The following is a 22,230-nucleotide window of genomic DNA, read 5'->3' as shown; positions in this document are numbered from 1 at the left end:
TCTGCCCTCGTCTCTGCGCTATCCCCCCGTCTGGAATCCTAACGAAGCGGCCTTCGCGCGCAGGTCCGCGAAGCGGTCCACGTTCGGGTTGGTCGCAAGCTGCGACTGATCGATCGACGACACCGGATTCGAGGACGACGACCCGGGCGTCCCCGAGCACTCGCCGCCGAACGTGCCCTGAGCGATCGTGAACGCCGGCGCATCGGTGCGCGGCGCATCGGTGAAATCGAGCGCATAGGCAAGATTGAAGGTTGCCGAATCACTGCCGCGCACGCCGAGCGGCTGCAAGCCGAACCGCCATTGCAGCAGCGCGTGTATTGAACTTGGATCGAACGGGTAGCGCGTGACCGTGCCTGCGCGAACGCGCGGCCCCAAGAGCGCGAGCGGCACGCGAAAGCCCAGCTTGCCGTCGTTGCCGAGTGCGAGTTCGTTCTTGCTGATCGGCCTCGTGGGCGGCACCACGTGCTCGAGAAAGCCGCCCCATTCGTCGTACACGACGATCATCAGCGTGCGGCTCCAGGTCGGGCTCGTGCGCAGCGCCTCGTACACCTGCCCGAGAAATGCCTCGCCGTTGCGGATATCCGCGTGCGGATGATCGTCCGCGGAAGTGCCTTGCGGCTCGCCCGCGAACGCCGGATCGACCATGCAGAACGGCGGCAGCGTGCCGGTCTCGGCATGCGCGACAAAATCCGAAAACGGACGCGAAATGCCGACATAGCGCGTGCCGTAAAGCGCCGTAAACGGCACGTCGTGATAGTAGTAGTTGCAGCCGATGTTCGCGTCGCTGAGCCTGTCCCAGATCGTCGGGAGCGTCGAACTGTCGATGCTGTCGTCGAGTCGATCCGTGGCGCCGCTGTGCAGGTAAAGGCGGTTGGGAAACGTGCTGGTGAGGATGCCGCTGAAGTAGAAGTCGCCGATCGTGTAACTGCTCGCCACGGCATCGAAGAACTGCACGTCGGCCTGCGTGTAGTAGCCGATGGGGAGCAAGTCGCCCTGATGCAGGCTCGTGCCTGGCGTCAGGAGAAAGCCGTTCATCTCGCCCGAAGCCAGTTGCGTACGTGCGCCGTCGTAGCTGTGATTGGGGTCCTGATATGCGCACGCCTGGTAGCCATAGGCGGAATTCGCCGCTAGCGAAAACGGCGTTTGCGTCGCGCCGAACCCGTCCTTGAACTGCCGGTTCGCGGGCATGCCTTCGGCGCCCGGCACCCAGCCGAGGAAGTGGTCGAAGGAACGATTTTCCATCGTGACGAGCACGATGAAATCGATGCCCGAACTCGCGGGATTCGGCAACGCCGGACGCGGCAAGCTATAACGGTCGGCGCCGTCCGGCGAGGGAACGTCGCCGATCGAGGGCGCGGGCGCATCGCCGTTCTGGCCGCCCGGGTCGCCGCCACCACCGCCGCCGCCACAGCCCGGTAGCGCAACACTGCCGGCAACCGCCGCTACGCCGGCAAGAAAACGGCGCCGGTCGTATCCATGATGCGCGTTGTTCTCGTCTCCCATGACACGTCTCCTGGTTGGACGCGGCGCTGGCTATCCGCCCATGCCTCGCTGCCGCGAAGCGAAACGCGCTCGCTACGGCGAGCAGCGGACCGCCTTTGCCCGCAAGCGTCGCGCCCGCTGTCGTGCAGCGAGGACAAACCTGGAGTGTTGCGATGGGAAAGAAAGACGAAGGAGATCAGGAGGCGCGCTGCGGTGTCACGACTGCTCGATCAGCGCCTTGATGCGCTCGGCCTGCCCGGCATCGACCGGGTTATAGACGATCATGTGCAGGTCCGGACGGCCATCGACGGAAAACGCCGATTGCTCCAGCGCGATCAGACCCAGCGTGGGATGGTGCAAGCGCTTCACATGGTCGGCTTCTGCATGCGCCAGCACTTCGTTCTCGCGCCACAGGGCGTCGAACTCGGGGCTGACGCTGCACAATTCATCGACGAGTTCGCCAACGGCCGAAACGAGGCCCGCGCGCGCCACGTCGGCCCGAAATGCGCCCACCACGAAGCGGGCCACGCTGTCCCAGTCGTGCTGCTTGGCGCGCACGTCCGGGTTGCAGAACAGGAAGCGCAGAATGTTGCGCTGACCGGGCGGGAGCTTGCCGTAGTCGGTCAGCACGATGGCCGCAGCGCGATTCCAGGCCACGACCTCCCAGGTGGCCGTCTTGACGATGGCCGGGCTGAAGCGCAGCGAGTCGAGCAGGCGTTGCAGCCTCGGATTGACGCCGTCCACGGGCTTGTAGCGCACTTCCGGCGGCCGCCCTAGCCCCAGCATGAAGAGGTGCTCGCGCTCAGGATCGGTGAGCATCAGCGCGCCACAGATGCGCTCGAGCACTTCCGGCGAAGGCGCGCCGCCGCGCCCCTGCTCGAGCCACGTGTACCAGGTCGGACTGATATTGGCCCGCTGCGCCACTTCTTCGCGACGCAGCCCCGGCGTGCGCCTGCGCCCGCTGAAACCGAAGCTCGCGGGGTCGAGTCGCGTGCGGCAGCGCTTCAGGAAGTCGCCGAGCGAACCGGCCGAATGAATTGGAATGGAAAGCCTGTTAGTCATCTTAATATGATGAACTCACTACTTTAACGGTATAGAGATTTTGGAGATAGTACGCCAGTCATGACCCAGGAGAGATGACCATGCGTATTTTTCTGACCGGCGCGACCGGCTTCATCGGCTCGGCGCTCGTTCCCGAACTCATCGAAGCCGGTCACGAGGTGATCGGCATGACCCGCTCCGAAGCCGGCGCACAGGCGCTCGCCAAGGCAGGCGCAAGCGTGCATCGCGGCACGCTGGAGGAACCGGAAAGCCTGCGCAGCGGCGCGGAGCAAGCGGACGCCGTGATCCACACGGCCTTCGATCACGACTTCTCGCGCTTCATCGAAAACTGCGAGAAGGACAAGCGCGCCATTGCGGCGCTCGGCGCCGCGCTCGCGGGCTCCGAGCGTCCGTTGCTCATCACGTCCGGCACGGGCATCGGCAACGCCCAGCCAGGCGAGCCGGCGAGCGAAGACGTCTTCAATCCGAACCATCCCAACCCGCGCATTGCGTCCGAGCTGGCCGGGCAGGTGCTGCTGGAACAGGGGCTCAACGTGAGCGCGGTGCGGCTGCCACAGGTCCACAACCCGTTCCGGCAGGGGCTCATTACGCCGCTCGTTGCGATTGCACGCGAGAAAGGCGTCTGCGCGTACGTCGGCGACGGCCAGAACCGCTGGCCGGCCGGCCATCTCTCCGACGTCGTGCGCCTTTATCGGCTTGCCGTGGAGAAGGGTCAGCCGGGCGCGCGCTACAACGCGGTCGGCGAAGAAGGCGTCACGAGCCGCGAAATCGCCGAGGCGCTGGGCCGCGGGCTCGGCCTGCCGGTCGTTTCGATCGCGCCGGAAGAGGCGGCCGCGCATTTCGGGTGGATGGGGATGTTCGTCGGCCTGGACATGCCCGCTTCGAGCGCGCTCACCCGGGCGCGGCTCGGCTGGCGCCCAACGGGTCCCTCGCTGATCGCCGATCTGAACGAAGCGCGCTTCGTCGAGGTGGGAGCGTCGACTTGATCAGGCAGCAATCCTGAATATCCTCACCTCACCGTCTCGTGGCCGATGACGTCGTCGCCGCGCTTACGCGGGGTCGCGTCGCGCGTCATGCGCGCGCAACGCCTCGGCGAATCTGCCTGGCTCCCAGTCCTCATGCAGCGCGCGCTGCATGAGTGCCTGCTGGCTTTCTGGCGCCAGGCCGCCGAGAGGCGGGTCGCGGTCGAGATTCGTGGGAAACGGATAGCCCTCGGCGCAAGACGCGATGATCGCCTTGGTCGCGAGTTCGTCTGCAACGCCCAGGCCGTTCCTGCGCTGCTCGCGAAGCACGGGATAAATCGCTTCGCACATGCTCGTGCGGTCGAGCGCTTCCATTGCGCGCCCCATTGCCGATGAAACCTGCAGCAGGTTCGCCATGCGCTGTACGTCGGCGGTGCGGTTCGCGCCTGCCGCATGAAACAGCGCGGGATTGAAGAACAGGGCGTCGCCCCTGGTAAGCGGCAACTGCACGCAATGCGCTTCGAAGTACTCGCGGAAATCGGCTCGTCGCCACGCAAGATAGCCCTCGGCATAGCGTTGCGAGTACGGCAAGAGTTTCGTCGGCCCGCTCTCGACCGGCATGTCGCTATGGGCCACTGCCCCCTGGAGCGTGAGGAAAGCGGATACATGATGCACATGCGCCGGATAACGCTGCGCCTCCTCGATCGTCTGGAATCCCAGGTGATAGTCGCGATGCGCTTCCTGCGCCGCTCCGCCCGGACGCACCACGTTGACCTGCGAGGTCATCTGATAGCACGGTCCGAGCCACGCCTCGCACACAGCCATGAGCGGCAGATTCGCGAAGTAATCGACGAACACGGCGGGCGCCTTGAGGCAAAGCTTCTGTTGCGCATTCCAGATGCGGTCGTTTGCGCCCGCCTTCGCAAAATGGTCCGCACCGCTCGCGCCCTGCTCCCGCTCGGCCCGGATGATGGCTTCGAACACTGCGGTCGCAGCGTCCACAGGCTGCGTGTTTGCGTAAGCGCGCTCGAGCACCAGCACGCCGGCGCCGTCGCGCAGCACGTGCGCCCATTCCGCCTGCAATTGCGCGCGCTGCGCCGCGTCGTGTAGCGCGCCTTCGAGCGCCACGCAGTCGTACACGGGAATGCGCTGCCTTACCTCGCAGGCGTAACGCAACGGGCTGCCGTCGTCGCGTAGCCGCTTCACGAAGGCATCGAGCGAGCATTCACGTTCGACGTACCATTGCCGCCCCAAATCCGCCACCGGTGTTTCGTGCTGGTCCATGCGTCTGCCTCCGTGTTGGATCAAGCATAACGTCGGCACCCGGCGCCGTGGATACCAAAAATCTATCAAAAACGCATCAGGAAGGCGGCGGCATAGCTGCGTGCGCCACGTCACTCCAGCGGAAAACCATCCTTGAATGTCTGCCGCAGGAACTCCGTGAAGTGCTTGACCGCACGCGGCACCTGCGCCCCATATGGCCGCACGACGTGCAATTGCGAAGCGAACGCGCCGACGGGGCGCCAGTTGGGCAGCAGAACGACGAGCTTGCCGGCCTGCAGCGCGGCCTGCGCGCTGAAATCGGGCAACAGCGCGATGCCGAGATGCTCCAGCGCCGCGTCGCGCAACGCTTCGCTGTTGTTCGCCGAGAACGGGCCGTTCACCGTCACTGTTTCGCGCGCGCCTTCCGCGCGGCGGCCGGCTTTCTCGAACGACCACACGCCGGCGCCCAGCGGGCGCGGATAGAACAGACAGTCGTGCTGCGCCAGATCGGCGGGCGTTTGCGGCGTGCCCCGCTGCTTGAGGTAAGCACGCGTGGCTACGATGACCGAGCGCGTGTCGCAGAGCTTCCAGGCCACGTGGGTTTCCGGCACCTGCGCGCTATGGCGAATCGCGAGATCGAACCCTTCCGTTGCAATCGAGGAGAGCCGGTCGGAAAGTTCCAGTTGCACGCGCACTTCGGGATGCGTGCGCGAAAACTGCGCAAGACGCGGCACCAGTTGCTGGCGCGCGAAGGCGACGGGCGCGGTGACGCGCACCGTGCCGCGGGCGACATCCGCCATCTCGCGCACGCTCGCGAAGCTCGCGGCAATGCTGTCGAACTGCGCGCGCGTGTCCTCCACGAGCCGCAGCCCGGCTTCCGTGAAGCGTACGCTGCGCGTGGTGCGCTGCACAAGCGGCACGCCCGCCACGCGCTCCAGTTCGGCAATGCGCTGGCTCACGGCCGCCTTGCTCACGCCCAGGCGTGTCGCCGCCGCGGTATAGCTGCCCTGGGTGGCCAGCACATTGAGCCAGTGCAAATGTGTCCAGAGTGCTTCGACTCGCTGCGTATCCATCGATGAAAGTCCGCGTCAAAACTCGTAAATCCCGCGTCGATACTAGCATGCCGCTCGCGCACTTTTCACAGACCGCGTAAGAGATTGTTCACGGTTGAAAACAATCAATTCAGCGCCAGCGTCTTTCCTCGACCCCGCACCCTCCGTAGACTGGCGGCACGCACTCACCTAACGAGGAGATGACATGCAGGCCTATACCGATTCCGCAGACGTGATCCACTTCATCGGCGGCAAGACCGAGCGCGGCACGGGCGACCGCACGCAAGCGATCTTCAACCCCGCGACCGGCGCCGCCGCGCGCCGCCTCGTGCTGGGCGAAGTTGCCGACGTCGACGCCGCCGTGGCGAGCGCGAAAGCCGCGTTCCCGAAGTGGCGCGACACGCCGCCCATTCGCCGCGCGCGCATCATGCTGCGCTTTCTCGAACTGATGAACCGTCACGCGGACGAACTCGCGGCGATCATCACGGCCGAGCACGGCAAGGTCTTCTCCGACGCGCAGGGCGAAGTGGCGCGCGGCATCGACGTGATCGAATTCGCGTGCGGCATTCCGCAACTGCTCAAGGGCGACTACACCGAGCAGGTGTCCACGGGCATGGACAACTGGACCGTGCGCCAGCCGCTCGGCGTGGTGGCCGGCATCACGCCGTTCAACTTCCCTTGCATGGTGCCGTGCTGGATGTTCCCGGTGGCGCTCGCAGCCGGCTGCACGTTCATCCTCAAGCCTAGCGAGCGTGACCCTTCGGCATCGCTCTTCATGGCGCGTCTGCTCAAGGAAGCCGGCCTGCCCGACGGCGTGTTCAACGTCGTGCAAGGCGACAAGGTCGTGGTCGACGCCCTCCTCGCGCACCGCGACGTGAAGGCCGTGAGCTTCGTGGGCTCCACGCCGATCGCGAACTACATCTACGAGACCGGTGCGAAGCACGGCAAGCGCGTGCAGGCGCTCGGCGGCGCGAAGAACCACATGGTCGTGATGCCCGACGCGGACCTGGACAAGACCGTGGACGCACTGATCGGCGCAGGATACGGTTCGGCCGGCGAACGCTGCATGGCGATCTCGGTGGCCGTGCTGGTGGGCGATGTGGCTGACAAGATCGTGCCGCGCCTCGCCGAGCGCGCACGTAGCCTCATTGTGAAGAACGGCATGGAAGCCGACGCCGAAATGGGCCCGATCGTCACGAAGCAGGCGCTCGAGCGTATCGAAGGCTATATCGCGAGCGGCGTGGAAGAAGGCGCGAAGCTCGTGGTGGACGGACGCGGCCTCAAGGTGCCGGGCCACGAAGATGGCTTCTTCACCGGTGGCACGCTGTTCGACAACGTGACGCCCGAGATGCGCATCTACAAGGAAGAAATCTTTGGACCGGTGCTCGCCTGCGTGCGCGTGAAGGACTTCGCGGAGGCCGTGCAGCTGATCAACGATCACGAATTCGGTAACGGCGTCGCCTGCTTCACGAGCGACGGCCACGTGGCGCGCGAGTTCGGCCGCCAGATCGAAGTGGGCATGGTGGGCATCAACGTGCCGATTCCGGTGCCGATGGCATGGCACGGCTTTGGCGGCTGGAAGCGCAGCCTCTTTGGCGACATGCACGCATATGGCGAAGAAGGCGTGCGCTTCTATACGAAGCAGAAGTCGATCATGCAGCGCTGGCCGGAAAGCACCGAAAAGGGTGCCGAGTTCTCGATGCCGGTGGCGAAGTAACGGTTGTTGGTGAGAGAAAAAAGCCCACTTCATGTGGGCTTTTTTTATGGTTCATCGCCGGCGGCTTTACATCTGCCCCCGCCGCGAGCAGATCTGGGCGATGCGCGAAATCGCGGACGGTTCTCTGGCACCCGGCATATTCTGCAGGATGCACTCGTGGTATGCCCGCTCGCGCGGCAACAGCAATTCGCCGTTCCGATACAGCGCATAGCACGAGCGCTGGATATAGTTCGACGCCACCTCACTGCGGGCGTCGCGCAATCCAGCCAGCATACAGTCATCATAGGATGACTGATCATCGGCCAGCGCGGCATGCGCGGTCAGGAGGCCCAGCAGGCCGATCGCAGTCCGCAGGGTGAAAGTCCAACTGCCATTCTTTACCATGACGTTCCTTATTTTGCTTCTTGTCTGTCTGCGTGAGTATGCGTGGCGTGGACACTGGCCTCGCAGGCGCAGCAGTGTATCAAAGGACGTCATTCATGCTTCGATGGAGGTCTCATCTGCGGCTTCGAGCGCTTCGCATTGACGCGTCTCGACGAAAGATTGATGATTTTTCGTCAGCGAAAGCACACCGGAAAATGCCGCTTCGTGCTGCAATGCGACAGCGCCGCGCGCGGTTTTCCCATGCCGCCGCAAAAACAAAACGGACGGAGACGCCCCATGACGGACACCGCTTCGCCGCGCCGCAAGCGCACGGCGCGTTTCGTGGAGATTGCCGAGGCCGCAGGCGTGAGCCCCGCCACGGTGGACCGCGTGCTCAACGAGCGCGGCAGCGTGTCCGCTGCGATGCGCGCGCGTGTCGTAGCGGCCGCCCGCCAGCTCGGCGTGCCGCGCGTGTTACCCGAAACGCATCACGGGCTCGTGCATATCGACGTTCTGCTGCCACAAAACAGCACGCCGTTTTTCCAGCGGCTGACACAGGGCCTCGAGCGCTCCATGCAAATGCTCGACCGGCGCATCGTGCTGCACCGGCAGTTCCTGCCCGAAGCCGACGACGCTGTCATCACCCGCGCCATCCTGCAGCCGAACTACAAGCGCGCGGGCCTGATCGTCACCACACATGACACGGAGGCGGTGCGCGACGCGCTGCGCACCGTGATCGCCCAGGGCGAGGCCGTGGTGACGATGGTTACCGACATCGACGAAGTCGAGCGCGTGCATTACGCAGGCATCGACAACCGGCTCGCGGGCCGCACCGCGGGCTACTTCGTCGGGCGGCTGGCGAAAGAGCCGGGCCGCGTGCTGCTGATCTGCTCGCGCAAGGACTATCACGCGCATATCGAACGCATCAGCGGATGCCGCGAACAGCTGGCCGAATCGTTTCCGCACCTCGTCTGCGACGAAGAAGCGGTGGAAACGCTCGACGACGTGGACCTATGCCATCGCGCGGTGCTCAAGTCGCTCAAGCGCGGCGGCGTGGTCGGCATCTACAACAGCGGCTATGCGTCGGCGGGAATCGAGGCCGCGTTGCGCAAGGTGGGCGCGACGGGAAAGATCGTGTGGGCAGGCCATGAGATGCTCGACCTGCACCGCCAGTACATCGAGCAGGGGACGATGGATATCGCCATCGACCAGGACCCGGATGGGCAGGTCATCTCGGCATTGCAGCACGCGCTGAACGCATGCGGCGTGCTCGAAACGCCAGCGCCTCCGGGGCCGGTCGAGTTCCGGATTTTCTGCTCGGCGAATGTGAGGCGCAATCCGTATCTGGGCGTTGGGACTTGAATGCCGGGTTTCAAACCGCCGCGCTTTCGCGCGCGGATTCCTTTTCGACCTCTTGCCACAACTCGCGAATCCAGTCGCGCATGAGCAGCGATTCGCGCCAGCGGTCGGTCGTGTCGTTGCCATCCGGTCCGATGATCGCGTAAGGCTGCGGCCCCAGTTCGCAGGTGAAGGTGAGCGTGTCGTCCGCGCCCGCTCGCTTGCGCCAAGAACGAAAGCCGTAGCGCCACCAGTCGAGAAAAAGATCCACCCATTTGCGGTGCGGCGCGAAAGAAAGCTCGATCTGCACTTGCTCGCGGCTCGCCACGCGGCCATGAAATGCCCACGAAGCATCCAGTATGCGATGCATGAGCGCGTGGTTCTCCTCGGAAACCGGCCACGCGAACTCGCGCCCGACGAGATAGTGCGAAATGTCGCCGAGCAGCTTGAGGTCCGGCCGCGCGTCGAGCAGATCCAGCGTGAAATACAAATCCGTCGTCATGCGGTCGCGATGCGTTTCGATGTACACCGGTATCTCCACCTGCTCGACCAGCCGCTGCCAGCCGTCCAGCAAGGCGAGCGCCTCGCGCTGCGTGCGCGGACGCACGTCGGGCTGAAGGTCGACGTGGTGCAGGCCGAATTCGGTTGCGAGTTCGAGCACCGGTTGCAGGTCGTCGACAGTCGTCGGGAAGCATTGGCCTTCCGCTGCCAGTCCATAGGTTTTGCGCAGTTCTGCGAGACGCTTCACGTCCTCGCGCTTCGTACAATGCGCGCTCACGCCGTCGAAACCCGCTTCGGCGATCATCCGCACGTTTTCTTCGAGCGTGCGCTCGTAGCCATCGGTATGGCGGCGCTCCATCGACCAGAGCGACTGGAACACCAGGAGTCGTTGCGCCATCATGTCTCCGTGTTTCGTGTCAAAGCAGGCTCTTGAGCTTGACCTCGGGGTTTGCCAACACATCTGGCAACGCCTCGGGCGCAATCGAAACGCCGCGCTCCACCAGCATACGCGCGAGTTTCATTTCTTTGGCGAGCGCACTGGTGGGCCCAAATCCGCTCGCGCCAACGAGGCGCGCTTCGTCATCCAGTTCGAAATGGATCTGGGCATCGCTGCCGATCGCGCGCGCGATCGAACTCACGCCAAGCGCGGGCTCGCCCGCCACCTGCAACTGATGGTCGTACTGATCGGACCAGAACCAGGGCAGCTCGCGATACGCGTCGTGCGCGCCGAGCATGTTGTGCGCCGCCACGCGTGCCTGGGTTTCGGCGTTGTGCCAGGTTTCCTGGCGAATACGATGCGAACCGAAGCGGCTAGGAAACACCGCCACGTCGCCAGCGGCATAGACGCCGCGCGCCGAGGTCGCGAGTTCTTCGTCCACGACGATCCCGCGTTCGACTTCGATTCCCGCCTCACGGGCAAGCAGATCGGCAGGCTCGATGCCAATACCGACGATCACCGTATCGGCGCCCAGCGCCTCGCCGGTTTCCAGTAGCACGTCGAGCGTGCCGTCGCTCAGCCGCTCGAATGCCTGCGGCGCGCAGTTCAGGAGAATGCGCACGCCATTGCGTTCGTGCAGCGCATGGGCGCGCGCCGCGATCACCGCGGGCACGGCGCGGCCCATCAGCCGCGCACCGCCTTCGATGAGCGTGACGTCGCAGCCTCGCGCGCGAGCCGAGGCCGCGACTTCGAGGCCGATGAACCCGCCGCCCACCACGACGATATTCGACCCCGGCGCGAGCCGCGGACCGATTGCCGCCGCATCGTCGAGCGTGCGCAGACTGAGCACGCCCGCGAGCGTTGCGCCGGGAATGGACAGCCGTCTCGCGTGGCCGCCGGTGGCCAGCAGCAGCGCCTCGTAGGCCAGAGTCGCGCCGTCGCCGAATTGCAGCGTGCGCGCCTCGGGATCGATCGCCTGCACGGTCGCGACGATGTGCTCGACGCTATCCTCGCGCCACGCCTCGATTGGGCGCAGGCCACATTGCGCCGGGCTGCGCTCGCCCGTCAGGAGGGCTTTGGAAAGCGGCGGCCGCTCGTATGGCAGATGCGGCTCAGAGCCGATCAGCGCAATGCGTCCGCGCCACCCTGCTTCGCGCAACGTCTGGGCAGCGCGGCCGCCGACATGGCCCGCGCCGACGATCGCCATCACCCGTTCCGTGGCCGTCATTTCGTGTCTCCCTGGGCTTTCACGCCGATTGCGTCCGCCACCGATGGCGACGTCCTCCTAGGATCAAACATAAGCGGCGCGCGTATCGCGCTCAACGGAAACCTTGATGAAATTTCGTCAATTTCCGTCCGGGTCGATGGAGTCCATCGGGTTCGTGTGGTCCTGTTCAGTGCCGAGCATGCGCGAAATATCCGCGACGAGCGCATCCACCGCCACGCGCACCTTCGACGGCATGTGGCGCGCCTTCTGCCGCACGACGTGAACTTCGTCGCCCAACACGCTCTTGCTGTCCATCACGAGTTCGAGTCGACCGTCGCTCAAATACGGGCTCATGAGCCAGCACGGCAGCCACGCGAGACCGGCGCCGGCGGCGGCCGCATCGGCGATCGCCAGCAGGTCGTCGAAGCACAGCCGCGACGCGAGCCGGCACTCCTCGACTGTGCCGCCGGGGCCGCGCACGCGCCACGCCGGGCTCTGTCCCGCACGGCCATAGGCGATGCCTGTGTGAGTGGCGAGGGCTGCGACGTCCGCGGGCTTGCCGTGTTGCGCGAGATACGCAGGCGACGCGCAGATACCCATACGCTGCACGCCAAGCCGGCGCGCGACGAGCGTGCCGTGGTCGGGCAGCGTGCCGATGCGTACGGCCAGATCGAAGCCGTCCTCGACGAGATCGGCCACGCGGTCGCTGAACGAGAGTTCGACGTTCAGACGCGGATGCTCCTCAACGAGCCGCCGCACCACAGGTGCCACGCACTGGCGCCCGAACAACACCGGCGCGCTGATCCGCAAGCGCCCCGAAGGCTCGCGCCGTCCGTGATCGAAGGCGGCTTCCACGGCGCTCAGCTCCCCCAGCACGCGACGGCACTGCTCGTAGTAGGCGTGGCCTTCGTCGGTGAGGCTCAAGCTGCGCGTGGTCCGCTGCAGCAGGCGCACGCCCAGACGCTGTTCGAGCCGCGCGACGATCTTCGCGACCGCCGAGCGCGTCACGCCAAGGCGCTCGCCCGCGGCGGAGAAGCTGCCCGCGTCCACCACGTCCACGAATTCAGCCACGCCGCTCAGGCGATCGTTCATATCCTCACTCCTTTGTATCCTTCGCGGCGACAACGAAGCTCCGGAATCTCGCCAATGTCGCCCACGAAGCAACACTATCATAGGTATTCCCACTCGTACTGGAGCAGTCATGAACGCATGGAAACTGAAGGCCGGCAGCGGCCATGGCGCACTCGCGCGCGCCGACTTCACGCCGCGCCCGCCCGGCCCGCATGACGTGGTCGTGAAGATTCACGCGGCCTCGCTCAACTATCGCGACCTGATGTTCGCGCGCGGCGATTACCTCGGTCTTGGCGACGCGCCGCTCGTGCCGGTCGCCGACGGCGCGGGCGAAGTGGTCGAAGTCGGCGCGGCCGTCACGCGCTTCAAGCCAGGCGACCGCGTGATCAACACCTACTTCCCGCACTGGGTGGATGGCCCTCCCGCGCCGTGGAAAGTGCGCGAGTCGGCGGGCGCGCAGGTTGACGGCGTGCTCGCAGAGCGCTTCGTCACCGTGGAAAGCTCGCTCGTTTCGATCCCCGCGCACCTGAGCTACGAGGAAGCCGCGACGATCTCGTGCGCCGGCATCACCGCCTGGAACGCGATCTTCGCCGATGGCGGCGCACGGCCCGGCGCGACCGTGGTGCTGCTCGGCACCGGCGGCGTGTCGATCTGGGCGTTGCAGCTTGCCCATGCGGCCGGTTTGCGGACCATCATCACATCGTCGAGCGACGAGAAGCTCGAACGCGCCCGCGCGCTAGGTGCGAGCGAAACGATCAACTATCGTTCGCACCCCGAATGGCAGGACGAAGTACTGCGGCTCACGGGCGGCGAAGGTGCGGATATCGTCGTGGAAGTGGGCGGACGCGATACGTTGCCGCGCTCGGTGGCCGCCGCGAAGATGGGCGGGCTCGTTTCGATCATCGGCGGCGTCACGAGTTTCGCGGGCCCCGAACTCGGCCTCCTTGCGGTGATCGGCGGAATCAAGCGTCTGCACGGCATCATGGTCGGCAGCCGTACCATGCTCGACGACCTCACGCGTTTCGTGGCCGCGCAGCAGATTCGCCCCGTGGTGGATCGCGTGTTCGCTTTCGACGAAGCGCCCGAGGCTTACGCATGGCTGGAAGCAGGCAAGCATTTCGGCAAGGTGGTGATACGCGTGGCCTGACAGCACGTGTGCAGAAAAGCGAAGCGGGCACGCCAGGTGCCCGCTTCATTTTTGGGTGTGACGGTCGCCTTAGAAAACCGGGTGCCCGTTGATCACGCTAGGCAGCCACGTCGAGAAGAACGGGAAGTAGGTGACCAGATTGATCGCGCTAAAAATCGCGAGATAGTACGGCCACGCGACCTTGGTCGTCTCCCCGATCGACACGTCGCCGATTGCACAGCCGATGAACTGTACCGAGCCGATTGGCGGATGGACGAGGCCCAGCGCGCAATTCAACAGGATCATGATGCCGAACTGCACCGGGCCCACGCCGCTATGCATGGCGAGCGGCAGGAAGAGCGGCGTCGTGATGAGGATGTGCGCCGCCATGTCGATGAACGTGCCCAGAAACACCTGGATGATGTTGATGTAGAGAAGCATCAGCCAGGGAAGCGTCGTGGCATGTTCGAGCACGCGCTCGATGGCCTCGGGAATCTCCAGATAAGCCATCTGATAGCGCAGCATGTTCGACACCGCGATCAGCAGCAGCACGACGCCCGTGGTTTTTGCGGCACGCGAGAGGGCGAAGAACAGCTTCTCCTTCGTCATCGTGCGATACACGACCACGGTGAGCGCGAGCGAATACACCACGGCAATCGCGGCCGCTTCCGTTGCGGTTGCAATGCCCCGCGCCACGCAGAAGAGAATGATCGCGATCACGAGCAGGCCAGGCAGCGCACCGAGGAAAGCCCGCACCACGGCGAGCCAGCCGGGAAACACCTGCAGCTTGGTCGTGCCGTCCGCGCTGAGCGGATAGCCGAAGCGGCGCGCCTGCCAGTACGCGGCAACCAGCACGAAGCCCATGACCCACAACACCGGCAGCAAACCCGAGAAAAGCAGGTCGCCAATCGAAACCCCGCTCATCTGCTGGCCATTCAGCGTGCCGGTAATGCCTTGCGCCGCGAACGCGTAGATGATCATGTTCGTCGAGGTCGGCATCAACGCGCCTGCCAGCGACGAGTGCGTCGTCACGTTGACGGCGTAGGCCGCGCTATAGCCTTCGCGCTTCATGAGCGGAATGACCACGCCCCCCATCGCCGACGTATCGGCGGAAGGCGAACCGGAAACGCCGCCGAACAGCGTGCACGCGACGACATTGGCCATGCCGAGACCACCGCGGAAATGCCCCACGGCGGCCTGGGCGAAGCGCAGGATGCGGTCGGCAATGCCGCCGTGCAGCATCAACTCACCGGAGAAGATGAAGAACGGCACTGCGAGAAACGAGAACGCGTTCATGCCCGAGATCATCGACTGCATGGCAGTCGCGGCCGGCAGTCCTTCGTAAAGGTACGTGCTGACGCAGGCGAGACCCAGGGAGAAAGAAACCGGCACCCCTACGGCGAGGAGCACCAAAAAACTGAGCGAAAGAATTGCGAGTTCCATATTTGCCCTACTTTGCCTTGCGTACGAACAGCGCCAGCAGATGCTCGAGCGAAAACAGCACGATGCAGGTGCCGGACACGACGGGAATGACGTAGCGCACCGCTTCCGGCACGCCGAGGATCGCGATGCGGTCATCCATGGTCGTTTCCACCATTTGCATGCAGCCGAAGAAAATCGCCACGCCAAGCGCGATCAGGCAGAGGTGCTGGAACGCCTCCGCGATCAGTTGTCCCCGCGGGGAAAGCTTCTTGACGAGCGAATCGAGACCGATATGCCCGCGCTCGCGAACCTTGAGCGCGGCGCCGAACATGGCGATCGTGACCACCAGCAGCAACGCGATCGGCTCGACGAAATCGGGTGCGCTCTCGAACACGTAGCGCATGATCACGCCGTAGAAGACGAGAACCGTCAGCGCGGCGAGCGCAGCCGAGGCAACGATCGTCAGCAGGCGAAACAGCAAATCGTTGGGGAGTTTCAGGAAAGTCATGATCCATCCTTGCACGGCAAACACTGCACCACTGCGTCTTTCCGGCTCCGCGCCGCAAGCGGCGCGGAGCCCCGGGCTTTAGTGAATTGCCTGGATTTCGTCCACGATCTTCTTCATATCCGGCGTCTTTTCATACTTCGTCCAGACCGGCTGCATGGCCTTCACGAAGGCCGCGCGATCGATCTGCCCAGCCGGAATGATGGTCGCGCCGCCCTTTTCCACCGTCTTGCCCGCCGTGTCTTCGCGCGCCGTCCAGAGCTTCACGTAGTACGGCACCGAGTCGGCTGCCGCCTTCTTGATGATCTCCTGCTCCTGCGGCGTCAGCGTGTCCCACACCTTCTTCGAGAACACGAGCACTTCCGGCGTCATGGCGTGGTCCGTCTCGGAGTACACCTGCGCCACTTCGTAGTGCTTGGTTTCCTCGTACGACGGCAGATTGTTTTCCGCTGCGTCCACGAGACCCGTCTTCAGGCCCGTATAGACTTCGGCGAACGGCATCGGCGTGGGCGTGCCGCCCATGGCCTTGATTTCGTCGACCATCAGGTCAGACGGTTGCACGCGCACCTTCAGGCCTTTCATGTCGGCCGGCGACTTGATCGGACGCTTTGCGTAGATCGAGCGCGCGCCGCTCTCGTAGAACGTCAGCGCGATCATGCCCTTGGCCTTGAACGCGTCGAGAATCTTCTGGCCTTCGGGGCCGTACATCACCTTGCGGAAATGGTCGATGTCGCGAAAGAGGAACGGCAGCGAAGGAATCATCGATTCCGGCACGATCTCGTTGAACGCGGCGCCGTTGGCACGCACCATGTCGAGCGCGCCGATGCGCACCTGGTCGATCGTATCGTTCTCCGAACCGAGTGCGCTGTTGCCGAACACCTTGATCGAGTCCTTGCCGCCCGTGGCCTGCGAAATTTCCTCGCCCATGTGCTTGAGCGCCATGTTGGTCGGGAAGGTGTCGCTGTGCACGTCGGCGACGCGGAACACGCGCGCGTGCGCGGCGCCTGCGGTGAGCGCGAGCGCCGCCGCCAGAACGGTCATTGCGGTCTTCACGGTGCGTGCACCATGTGAGTTGCGAAAGGTCTTTTTCATTGCTTGCCCCAAGAATGGAAGAGTTGTTTTCGAGCCGTGTTTGGGCTGATTCGCTGGCCAACCGGGTGTCTCAGAACCGGTGGATGATGCCTGCACCTGCTGCGACCATGCTGCGGGACGAAGACGGCGTGGTCTGGAAGCCGTCGCCGATCGTCGCGGTCGCGTTGATGATTTGCGTACCGTTGCCTGCCGGCGTGAGGGTCTTGCCGTTGGCACGCTGGAAAGCCTGCAACGCGTAGAGTCCCGTGCGCCTGGAACGCGAGTAGTACTTCGAGAGATTGAACTGCTGGTATTGCGCGCGGCTCGTGATGCTGTTGGCGCGCGCGGCGCGCGTGTAAGGCGTAGCCCGTCGCGAATTCGCATCGACGATACCGTCGAGCGTGACACTGCTTTGCGCAAACGCGGGCGCGGTGCCCGCAATCGCCACCCCGACCACAGCGCACTTCAACCGGCGCATGTTCTCCGCCATTTTCCGATCTCCTTTTGTTCTTCGCGTGCCACTTCTGGAAAACGTTTTCTCGAAATTTAATGCGTTCCTTTCGAAATGGCTAGTAGGTAGTTACGCGGAGCGGCGCAGCGTTGGCGGGTGCGAATTGGCGACCCGGCAGCAGGCGTGACGAGGCCGCCGGCCGTTGTCTGGCGGCCAGCGAGCGGGGGATTCAGCGATCAGGGGATCAGCGGCAGGCGACGGTCGAGTCGCGCACGACGAGGCGGGGTTCGAGCACGACTTGCTCGACATCCCCGCGGCCAGCCAGGACATCGATGAGCTTTTGCATGGCCAGTTCGCCCATGCGCTCGCTCTGCCCATCGATCGTGGTGAGGCGCGGCTCGACATATTCGCCGTAGGGCACGTTGTCGATACCAGCGACCGAGACGTCCTGCGGCAGGCGAAAGCCGAGCGACCTGGCTTCCTTCATGAAGCCGATCGCGATGAGGTCGTTGTAGCAGATCACCGCCTGCGGGCGCTTCGGCCCCAGCATGACCCGCGAGCAGGCCTGCTCGCCCGCCTGGGCGGTCGGCGCGTGCGTCTCGTACACGTCGAGCGTGAGGCCGGCCTCGGCCAGCGCCTCGGTCGCGCCGGCAATACGCTCGTCGTTGATGGTCGCCGCGGCGAACCCCAGGTAGGCGACATGCCGGTGCCCGAGGTTGAGCAAATGACGCACCAGCATGGAAGTCGCGAGCCGGTTGTCGAAACCGACGGTGGGCATGTCGAGCCCGCGCACGGTCCTGAGCATGACGACGGGCTTGCCCAGCTTCATCGTCCACCGAGCGATTTCCTCGGAAGCGCGCGAGCTGACGATAAGCCCGTCCACGCGCGGCGCGAGCGCTTCGATGAGCGAGCGCTCGCGCGCGAGATTCTCTTCGGCGTCCACGAGAAGCAGCGTGTAGTCGTGCTGGAGCGCCACGCGATTCGCGCCCTTGACCACGTTCGTGAAGTGCGGGTTCGCGATGTCCAGAATGGCGATGCCGATGGTCCGCGTGCGCCCCGTGATCATCGAACGCGCCAGCGGATTGGAGCGGTAGCCGAGCAGCTCGATGGCGTCCTTGACCTTCGCCTCCACCGCCGGCGAAAAGCGTTGCGTGCCGTTTACGTACTTCGATACCGTCGCGACCGAGACGCCGGCCATGGCGGCGACATCGCGAATCGTCGGGGAACCACTTTTCATAGGTTGGCAGCGCCAGGGAGGATCGACGGCGAGCATTGTCGCAGAAACGGAACTGGGGTGAACCCCTGTATTTGCCGCAGGTATTCCTCCATTGACGCTGCGACTCCCGATGGCTATATTCGGAAAACGTTTTCCTCGCGTTTCTCAATATCAAAATAATTCCCAGGGAGCCCCGATGTCGCAACATTCACATGCAGCCAAACCGTTCGGCCGTCTTCTTCTTACTGGTGCGGGCGGCAATCTGGGCCGTCAGTTGCGCGGCGCGCTCGCGAACTGGGCCGACGTCGTTCGCGTCAGCGACATCACGGAACTGGGCGAGGCGGCGGCACACGAGGAAACGCGCCGCGTCGACCTCTCGGATCGCGAGGCGGTCATGCAACTCGTGGAAGGCGTGGATGCGATCGTGCACCTGGGCGGCATCTCCATCGACGCGCCGTTCGACGATCTGCTCGAAGCCAACATCCGCGGCACGTACAACCTCTATGAAGCCGCGCGCAAACACGGCATCAAGCGCATCGTCTACGCAAGCTCCAATCACGTCACGGGCTTCCATCCCGTGACGAGCGTGCTCGATACCGATGCCGCGCACCGGCCGGACAGTCTGTACGGCGTGACGAAATGCTTCGGCGAATCGCTGTCGCGCTACTACTTCGATCGCTTCGGCATGGAAACGGTCTGTCTGCGCATCGGTTCGTCGTTCGAAGAACCGAAGAACGCACGCATGCTCGTTACGTTCCTGAGCTATCGCGACTTCATCGAACTCGTGCGCTGCTCGTTGTTCACCAACCGCGTGGGGCATGCAATCGTCTATGGCGTGTCGGACAACCCGGCAAGCTGGTGGGACAACGGCAAGGCGGGTTTCCTCGGCTACCGGCCGCGTGACAGCTCGGCGGCGTACGCCGAGCGCTTTCCGGCGGCCGCACCGAACGCCGACCTTGCCGACGCCGCGCAGCAGTATCAGGGCGGACCGTTCGTGCTCGGCGAGCCGATGCAAGGCGCCGAAGTCTGATCGGATTCCTGATTAAACAGGTGACCGGGCGGGAGACCGGCCCGATCGCCTGAAGGCAGACCCGCTCTGGCCGCGAAGCGGCTGGGCGGGGTTGTGCGGCGGTTGACAGTTAGTTGCACATTCACCCGTGCCACGCGCCCCGACCGCACTCGCCCGGCACCGGATACAACCCATAGCCTGTATTTTCAAATTACAGCCTATGATTTGTATTTTTACTTTACAGCGTATAGACTGTATTCCACTGCGCCGCGCGTTTGCGCTTGCACCGGCCGTTTGCATCGGCATTTAGCCGCCCGGAGTTGCCGTGGACTACCCTCTCAAGACCCTGAGCCAACTGCGCCCGATTCTCGTCGGCTTCCGCAAGAAGGCCGGCCTCACCCAGAAAGACATCGCCGCGCGGCTCGGCATCTCGCAGCAGAGCTATGCCGCGTTCGAGGCGAATCCCGAAGCGGCAAGCGTCGAGCGGCTCGTACGGGTCTTGCGGCTCGTCGACGTCGAAATCAAGCTCGGCGCGCCCGAAGCCCAAACCTCGCCGGTCGCTGCGAAAGCCGCGCCCCGCCCGGCCAGGACGCCTGCAGCCGCCGCCAAGATGTCGAGCGCGGCCAAGCCCCCGGCCGCCCGCAAACGCACCTGCACCACGCCGGCAGACGCAGCGCCGCGGCGCCAGTCCGCCGCCCGCGGCAAGCCGAGGGAGGACTGGTGAGCGCACGCCCCCGCCTGCCCAACCGGCTTGACCTGTGGATGAACGGCCTCCCGGTGGGCTACTGGGAGAACGCACGCGGCAACGAACGCCTCGTGTACCTCGACAGCTGGCTCGACGACGAGCAAGGCCGCCCGCTCTCCCTCTCGCTGCCGTTCACGCCCGGCAACCAGCCCTACCGCGGCCAGATCGTCGCCGATTATTTCGACAATCTGCTGCCGGACAGCGACCGCATTCGCAGACGCATCGCCGCGCGTTACCAGACAGGCGGCACCTCGCCGTTCGAGTTGCTCGCCGCGCTCGGCCGCGATTGCGTGGGCGCGCTGCAGATCCTTCCCGCAGGCGTTGCGCCCGCCGGCCTGAAGAGCATCAAGGGGCGCGCCCTGAGCGAAGGCGACATCGCGCAACTGCTGCGCGAAACCACCGCCACGCCGCATGCGGGCGAGCACGAAGCCGTGGACAGCCTGCGGCTGTCGATCGCCGGGGCGCAGGAAAAGACCGCGCTGCTGTGGCATGGCGGCGAGTGGCTGCTTCCACAGGGCAGCACGCCAACCACGCACATTCTGAAGCTGCCGCTCGGCCTCGTCGGCAACATGCGCGCCGACATGCGCACTTCGGTCGAAAACGAGTGGCTGTGCACGCAAATCATCGCGGCCTACGGTTTGCCCGTCGCGCCGTGCGAAATCGCGCAATTCGAGGACACGAAGGCGCTCGTCGTGGAGCGCTTCGACCGGCGTCTCGCGAGCGACGCGAAATGGATCGTGCGCCTGCCGCAGGAGGATCTGTGCCAGGCCACGGGCACGTCCGGCCTCGCCAAATACGAAGCCGACGGCGGCCCTGGCATCGACGCGATCATGCAAGTGCTGGACGGCTCCGCGCAGGCCACGGCCGACCGCCGCCACTTCTTCGTCACGCAGGTCATCTTCTGGCTGCTCGCGGCCACGGACGGCCACGCGAAGAACTACAGCATCGCATTGCTGCCCGGCGGCGAGTACGCCGCCACGCCGCTCTACGACGTGCTCAGCGCGCATCCGATCGTCGGCCGGGGCCGCAATCATATTGCGCCGCAACGCGTGAGCCTTGCGATGGCCGTGCGCGGACGCAACCGGCACTATCGCGTCGAGGAAATCTATCCGCGGCACTGGATCGCGCAAGGCCAGCGCGTGGGATTCGCTGCGGCGGATGTCGAAGCGATGCTCGCGCAGGTGGCAGCGCAAACGCCGCGCGTGATCGAAGCCGTCGCGGCGCAGATCCCCGCTGATTTCCCGGAAGACGTCGCCGATGCCGTTTTCGCCGGCATGCGCCGGCTCGCCGCGCGGCTTACCGCGTAGGCGCAATCAGCCGCACGCAAGCTCTTCGTCGTCGATCGCGCGCGTGAGCAGGTCGAGAAAGGCCTGCATGGTTTGCGGCAGCGTACGGCCCGCCATCGTCTGGATCTGCAGCGTGCGCTGATGCAGCTCCGGGTTCGTGAGCGGCACGGCGGCCAGCCCCTCCACCTCGAGACGGCCGCGCACGGTCAGAAAACCGGTGAACGTCACGGCATCGGTCAGGCGTACGAATCGTTGCAACGCCACATGATAGTTGCTAACGAACACCGGCTCGAAGATCAACCCTTCGAGACTGCACGCGATGTCGAGCAACTGGCGGATCGTCACGCCCTGGCTGTTCATGGCGACCGGCCAGGGGATCAGATCGCGCAACGACAGCGACTCGCGCGCCGCCAGCGGATGATCGCGCCGCATGAGCGCGAAGATCGGCGCACGCTGCGAACAGTGCACGGCGATCTCCTTCTCGGGCGCGACGCTGAAGCACAGCGCGATATCGGCCGTGCCCTCCCGCACACGCTGCGTTGCAACAGAAGGCGCCGACACGTCCAGCTGAAAATGCGTTTGCGGGTATGTCCGGAGAAAGTGTGCGAATACCTGCGGCAGAAAATCCGGCGCGAGGCCTTCGGAACTCGCAACGCGAATGGTCGCGCGGCCGCCCTCGCTCAGCCCGCGAATCTCGCCGATCACACGCTCCGTTTCGAGCAGGCTGCGCCGCGCGTGCTCGGCGAGCATGCGCCCCGCCTCGCTCAGCACCATGCCGCGTGGGCGCCGTTCGAATAACGGCGTGCCGAGTTCCTCTTCGAGCCGGGCAATCTGCCGGCTGAGCGCCGACACGGCGACGTAGAGCCGCTCGGACGCCTTGCTCAGCGAGCCGCTGCGGGCCACTTCCAGAAAATAGCGCAGTGCGGTGTTGTCCATGTCGATGAG

20 protein-coding genes and 1 pseudogene are annotated in these 22,230 nt (G+C 64.9%); 7 read left to right on the top strand and 14 right to left on the bottom strand.

The features are described from left to right. Positions 1 to 18: 18 nt before the first annotated feature. Positions 19 to 1,503, bottom strand: coding sequence for an alkaline phosphatase family protein (locus E1N52_RS23210; protein WP_133185076.1), 1,485 nt, complete (start codon positions 1,501 to 1,503; stop codon positions 19 to 21). Positions 1,504 to 1,698: 195 nt separating this feature from the next. Further along, a complete protein-coding gene (locus tag E1N52_RS23205; RefSeq protein ID WP_133185075.1) occupies positions 1,699 to 2,544 on the bottom strand; it encodes a helix-turn-helix transcriptional regulator in 846 nt (281 codons plus the stop codon). 80 nt (positions 2,545 to 2,624) lie between these two features. Here E1N52_RS23205 and E1N52_RS23200 point away from each other — a divergent pair, with 80 nt between their 5' ends. Beyond that, complete coding sequence (locus tag E1N52_RS23200) at positions 2,625 to 3,530, top strand: SDR family oxidoreductase (protein WP_133185074.1); 906 nt, start codon at positions 2,625 to 2,627, stop codon at positions 3,528 to 3,530. 63 nt (positions 3,531 to 3,593) lie between these two features. On the opposite strand, the gene E1N52_RS23195 is transcribed toward E1N52_RS23200, so the two are convergent. Both E1N52_RS23195 and E1N52_RS23190 read right to left on the bottom strand, forming a co-directional pair. After that, entirely contained in the window at positions 3,594 to 4,790 is a 1,197-nt protein-coding gene (locus E1N52_RS23195; RefSeq protein ID WP_133185073.1) for a phytanoyl-CoA dioxygenase family protein, read from the bottom strand. A 110-nt stretch (positions 4,791 to 4,900) separates the two neighbouring features. Then, positions 4,901 to 5,842: a LysR family transcriptional regulator gene (locus E1N52_RS23190; RefSeq protein WP_133185072.1), complete on the bottom strand. Its 942-nt coding sequence runs from the start codon at positions 5,840 to 5,842 to the stop codon at positions 4,901 to 4,903. Positions 5,843 to 6,026: 184 nt separating this feature from the next. On the opposite strand from E1N52_RS23190, the gene E1N52_RS23185 reads away from it, so the two are divergent. Next, positions 6,027 to 7,538, top strand: a complete 1,512-nt coding sequence (locus E1N52_RS23185; RefSeq protein ID WP_133185071.1) for a CoA-acylating methylmalonate-semialdehyde dehydrogenase — start codon at positions 6,027 to 6,029, stop codon at positions 7,536 to 7,538. Between the two features lie 66 nt (positions 7,539 to 7,604). Here the strand turns inward: E1N52_RS23185 and E1N52_RS23180 are convergent, their stop codons facing one another. Then, complete coding sequence (locus E1N52_RS23180; RefSeq protein WP_246089182.1) at positions 7,605 to 7,922, bottom strand: VF_A0006 family four-cysteine protein; 318 nt, start codon at positions 7,920 to 7,922, stop codon at positions 7,605 to 7,607. Between the two features lie 276 nt (positions 7,923 to 8,198). Here E1N52_RS23180 and E1N52_RS23175 point away from each other — a divergent pair, with 276 nt between their 5' ends. Then, positions 8,199 to 9,263 (top strand): LacI family DNA-binding transcriptional regulator, encoded by a 1,065-nt coding sequence (locus E1N52_RS23175; RefSeq protein WP_133185070.1) that lies wholly within the window; start codon positions 8,199 to 8,201, stop codon positions 9,261 to 9,263. A gap of 10 nt (positions 9,264 to 9,273) precedes the next feature. Here E1N52_RS23175 and E1N52_RS23170 read toward each other — a convergent pair whose 3' ends face one another. From E1N52_RS23170 to E1N52_RS23160, 3 genes are all read right to left on the bottom strand, one after another. Beyond that, positions 9,274 to 10,137 carry a sugar phosphate isomerase/epimerase family protein gene (locus E1N52_RS23170; RefSeq protein ID WP_133185069.1) on the bottom strand — a complete coding sequence of 288 codons (864 nt, stop codon included), beginning with the start codon at positions 10,135 to 10,137 and terminating at the stop codon, positions 9,274 to 9,276. A 19-nt stretch (positions 10,138 to 10,156) separates the two neighbouring features. Then, positions 10,157 to 11,404 carry an NAD(P)/FAD-dependent oxidoreductase gene (locus E1N52_RS23165; protein ID WP_246089181.1) on the bottom strand — a complete coding sequence of 416 codons (1,248 nt, stop codon included), beginning with the start codon at positions 11,402 to 11,404 and terminating at the stop codon, positions 10,157 to 10,159. A 117-nt stretch (positions 11,405 to 11,521) separates the two neighbouring features. After that, a complete protein-coding gene (locus E1N52_RS23160) occupies positions 11,522 to 12,475 on the bottom strand; it encodes a LysR family transcriptional regulator (protein WP_133185068.1) in 954 nt (317 codons plus the stop codon). Between the two features lie 109 nt (positions 12,476 to 12,584). Here E1N52_RS23160 and E1N52_RS23155 point away from each other — a divergent pair, with 109 nt between their 5' ends. After that, positions 12,585 to 13,601, top strand: a complete 1,017-nt coding sequence (locus tag E1N52_RS23155) for a zinc-dependent alcohol dehydrogenase family protein (protein ID WP_133185067.1) — start codon at positions 12,585 to 12,587, stop codon at positions 13,599 to 13,601. A gap of 69 nt (positions 13,602 to 13,670) precedes the next feature. Here the strand turns inward: E1N52_RS23155 and E1N52_RS23150 are convergent, their stop codons facing one another. The 5 genes and pseudogenes from E1N52_RS23150 to E1N52_RS23130 all read right to left on the bottom strand — a co-directional run bounded on the left by E1N52_RS23150 (position 13,671) and on the right by E1N52_RS23130 (position 18,266). Continuing rightward, a complete protein-coding gene (locus E1N52_RS23150; RefSeq protein ID WP_133185066.1) occupies positions 13,671 to 15,023 on the bottom strand; it encodes a TRAP transporter large permease in 1,353 nt (450 codons plus the stop codon). Between the two features lie 7 nt (positions 15,024 to 15,030). Further along, positions 15,031 to 15,510 (bottom strand): TRAP transporter small permease, encoded by a 480-nt coding sequence (locus E1N52_RS23145; RefSeq protein ID WP_133185065.1) that lies wholly within the window; start codon positions 15,508 to 15,510, stop codon positions 15,031 to 15,033. A gap of 78 nt (positions 15,511 to 15,588) precedes the next feature. Continuing rightward, a complete protein-coding gene (locus tag E1N52_RS23140; RefSeq protein ID WP_246089190.1) occupies positions 15,589 to 16,548 on the bottom strand; it encodes a TRAP transporter substrate-binding protein in 960 nt (319 codons plus the stop codon). A 121-nt stretch (positions 16,549 to 16,669) separates the two neighbouring features. Continuing rightward, a pseudogene (locus E1N52_RS23135) lies at positions 16,670 to 16,958 on the bottom strand (porin); the annotation flags it as partial. 315 nt (positions 16,959 to 17,273) lie between these two features. Continuing rightward, complete coding sequence (locus tag E1N52_RS23130) at positions 17,274 to 18,266, bottom strand: LacI family DNA-binding transcriptional regulator (RefSeq protein ID WP_133185063.1); 993 nt, start codon at positions 18,264 to 18,266, stop codon at positions 17,274 to 17,276. Positions 18,267 to 18,441: 175 nt separating this feature from the next. Between E1N52_RS23130 and E1N52_RS23125 the strand changes: the two genes are divergently transcribed. The 3 genes from E1N52_RS23125 (at position 18,442) to E1N52_RS23115 (ending at position 21,306) form a co-directional block, all read left to right on the top strand. Further along, on the top strand, positions 18,442 to 19,275 hold the full coding sequence (locus E1N52_RS23125) for an NAD-dependent epimerase/dehydratase family protein (protein ID WP_133185062.1): 834 nt from the start codon (positions 18,442 to 18,444) through the stop codon (positions 19,273 to 19,275). A gap of 304 nt (positions 19,276 to 19,579) precedes the next feature. Further along, positions 19,580 to 19,978 carry a helix-turn-helix transcriptional regulator gene (locus E1N52_RS23120; RefSeq protein WP_133185061.1) on the top strand — a complete coding sequence of 133 codons (399 nt, stop codon included), beginning with the start codon at positions 19,580 to 19,582 and terminating at the stop codon, positions 19,976 to 19,978. Further along, positions 19,975 to 21,306 carry a type II toxin-antitoxin system HipA family toxin gene (locus tag E1N52_RS23115; RefSeq protein WP_425468115.1) on the top strand — a complete coding sequence of 444 codons (1,332 nt, stop codon included), beginning with the start codon at positions 19,975 to 19,977 and terminating at the stop codon, positions 21,304 to 21,306. Before E1N52_RS23120 ends, E1N52_RS23115 begins: the two co-directional genes overlap by 4 nt. 6 nt (positions 21,307 to 21,312) lie before the next feature. Here the strand turns inward: E1N52_RS23115 and E1N52_RS23110 are convergent, their stop codons facing one another. Further along, entirely contained in the window at positions 21,313 to 22,221 is a 909-nt protein-coding gene (locus tag E1N52_RS23110; protein ID WP_133185060.1) for a LysR family transcriptional regulator, read from the bottom strand. Positions 22,222 to 22,230 lie beyond the last annotated feature (9 nt).

Source organism: Paraburkholderia guartelaensis (genome assembly GCF_004353905.1).
Classification (GTDB): domain Bacteria; phylum Pseudomonadota; class Gammaproteobacteria; order Burkholderiales; family Burkholderiaceae; genus Paraburkholderia; species Paraburkholderia guartelaensis.
This window is presented reverse-complemented; position numbering and strand designations above follow the sequence as displayed.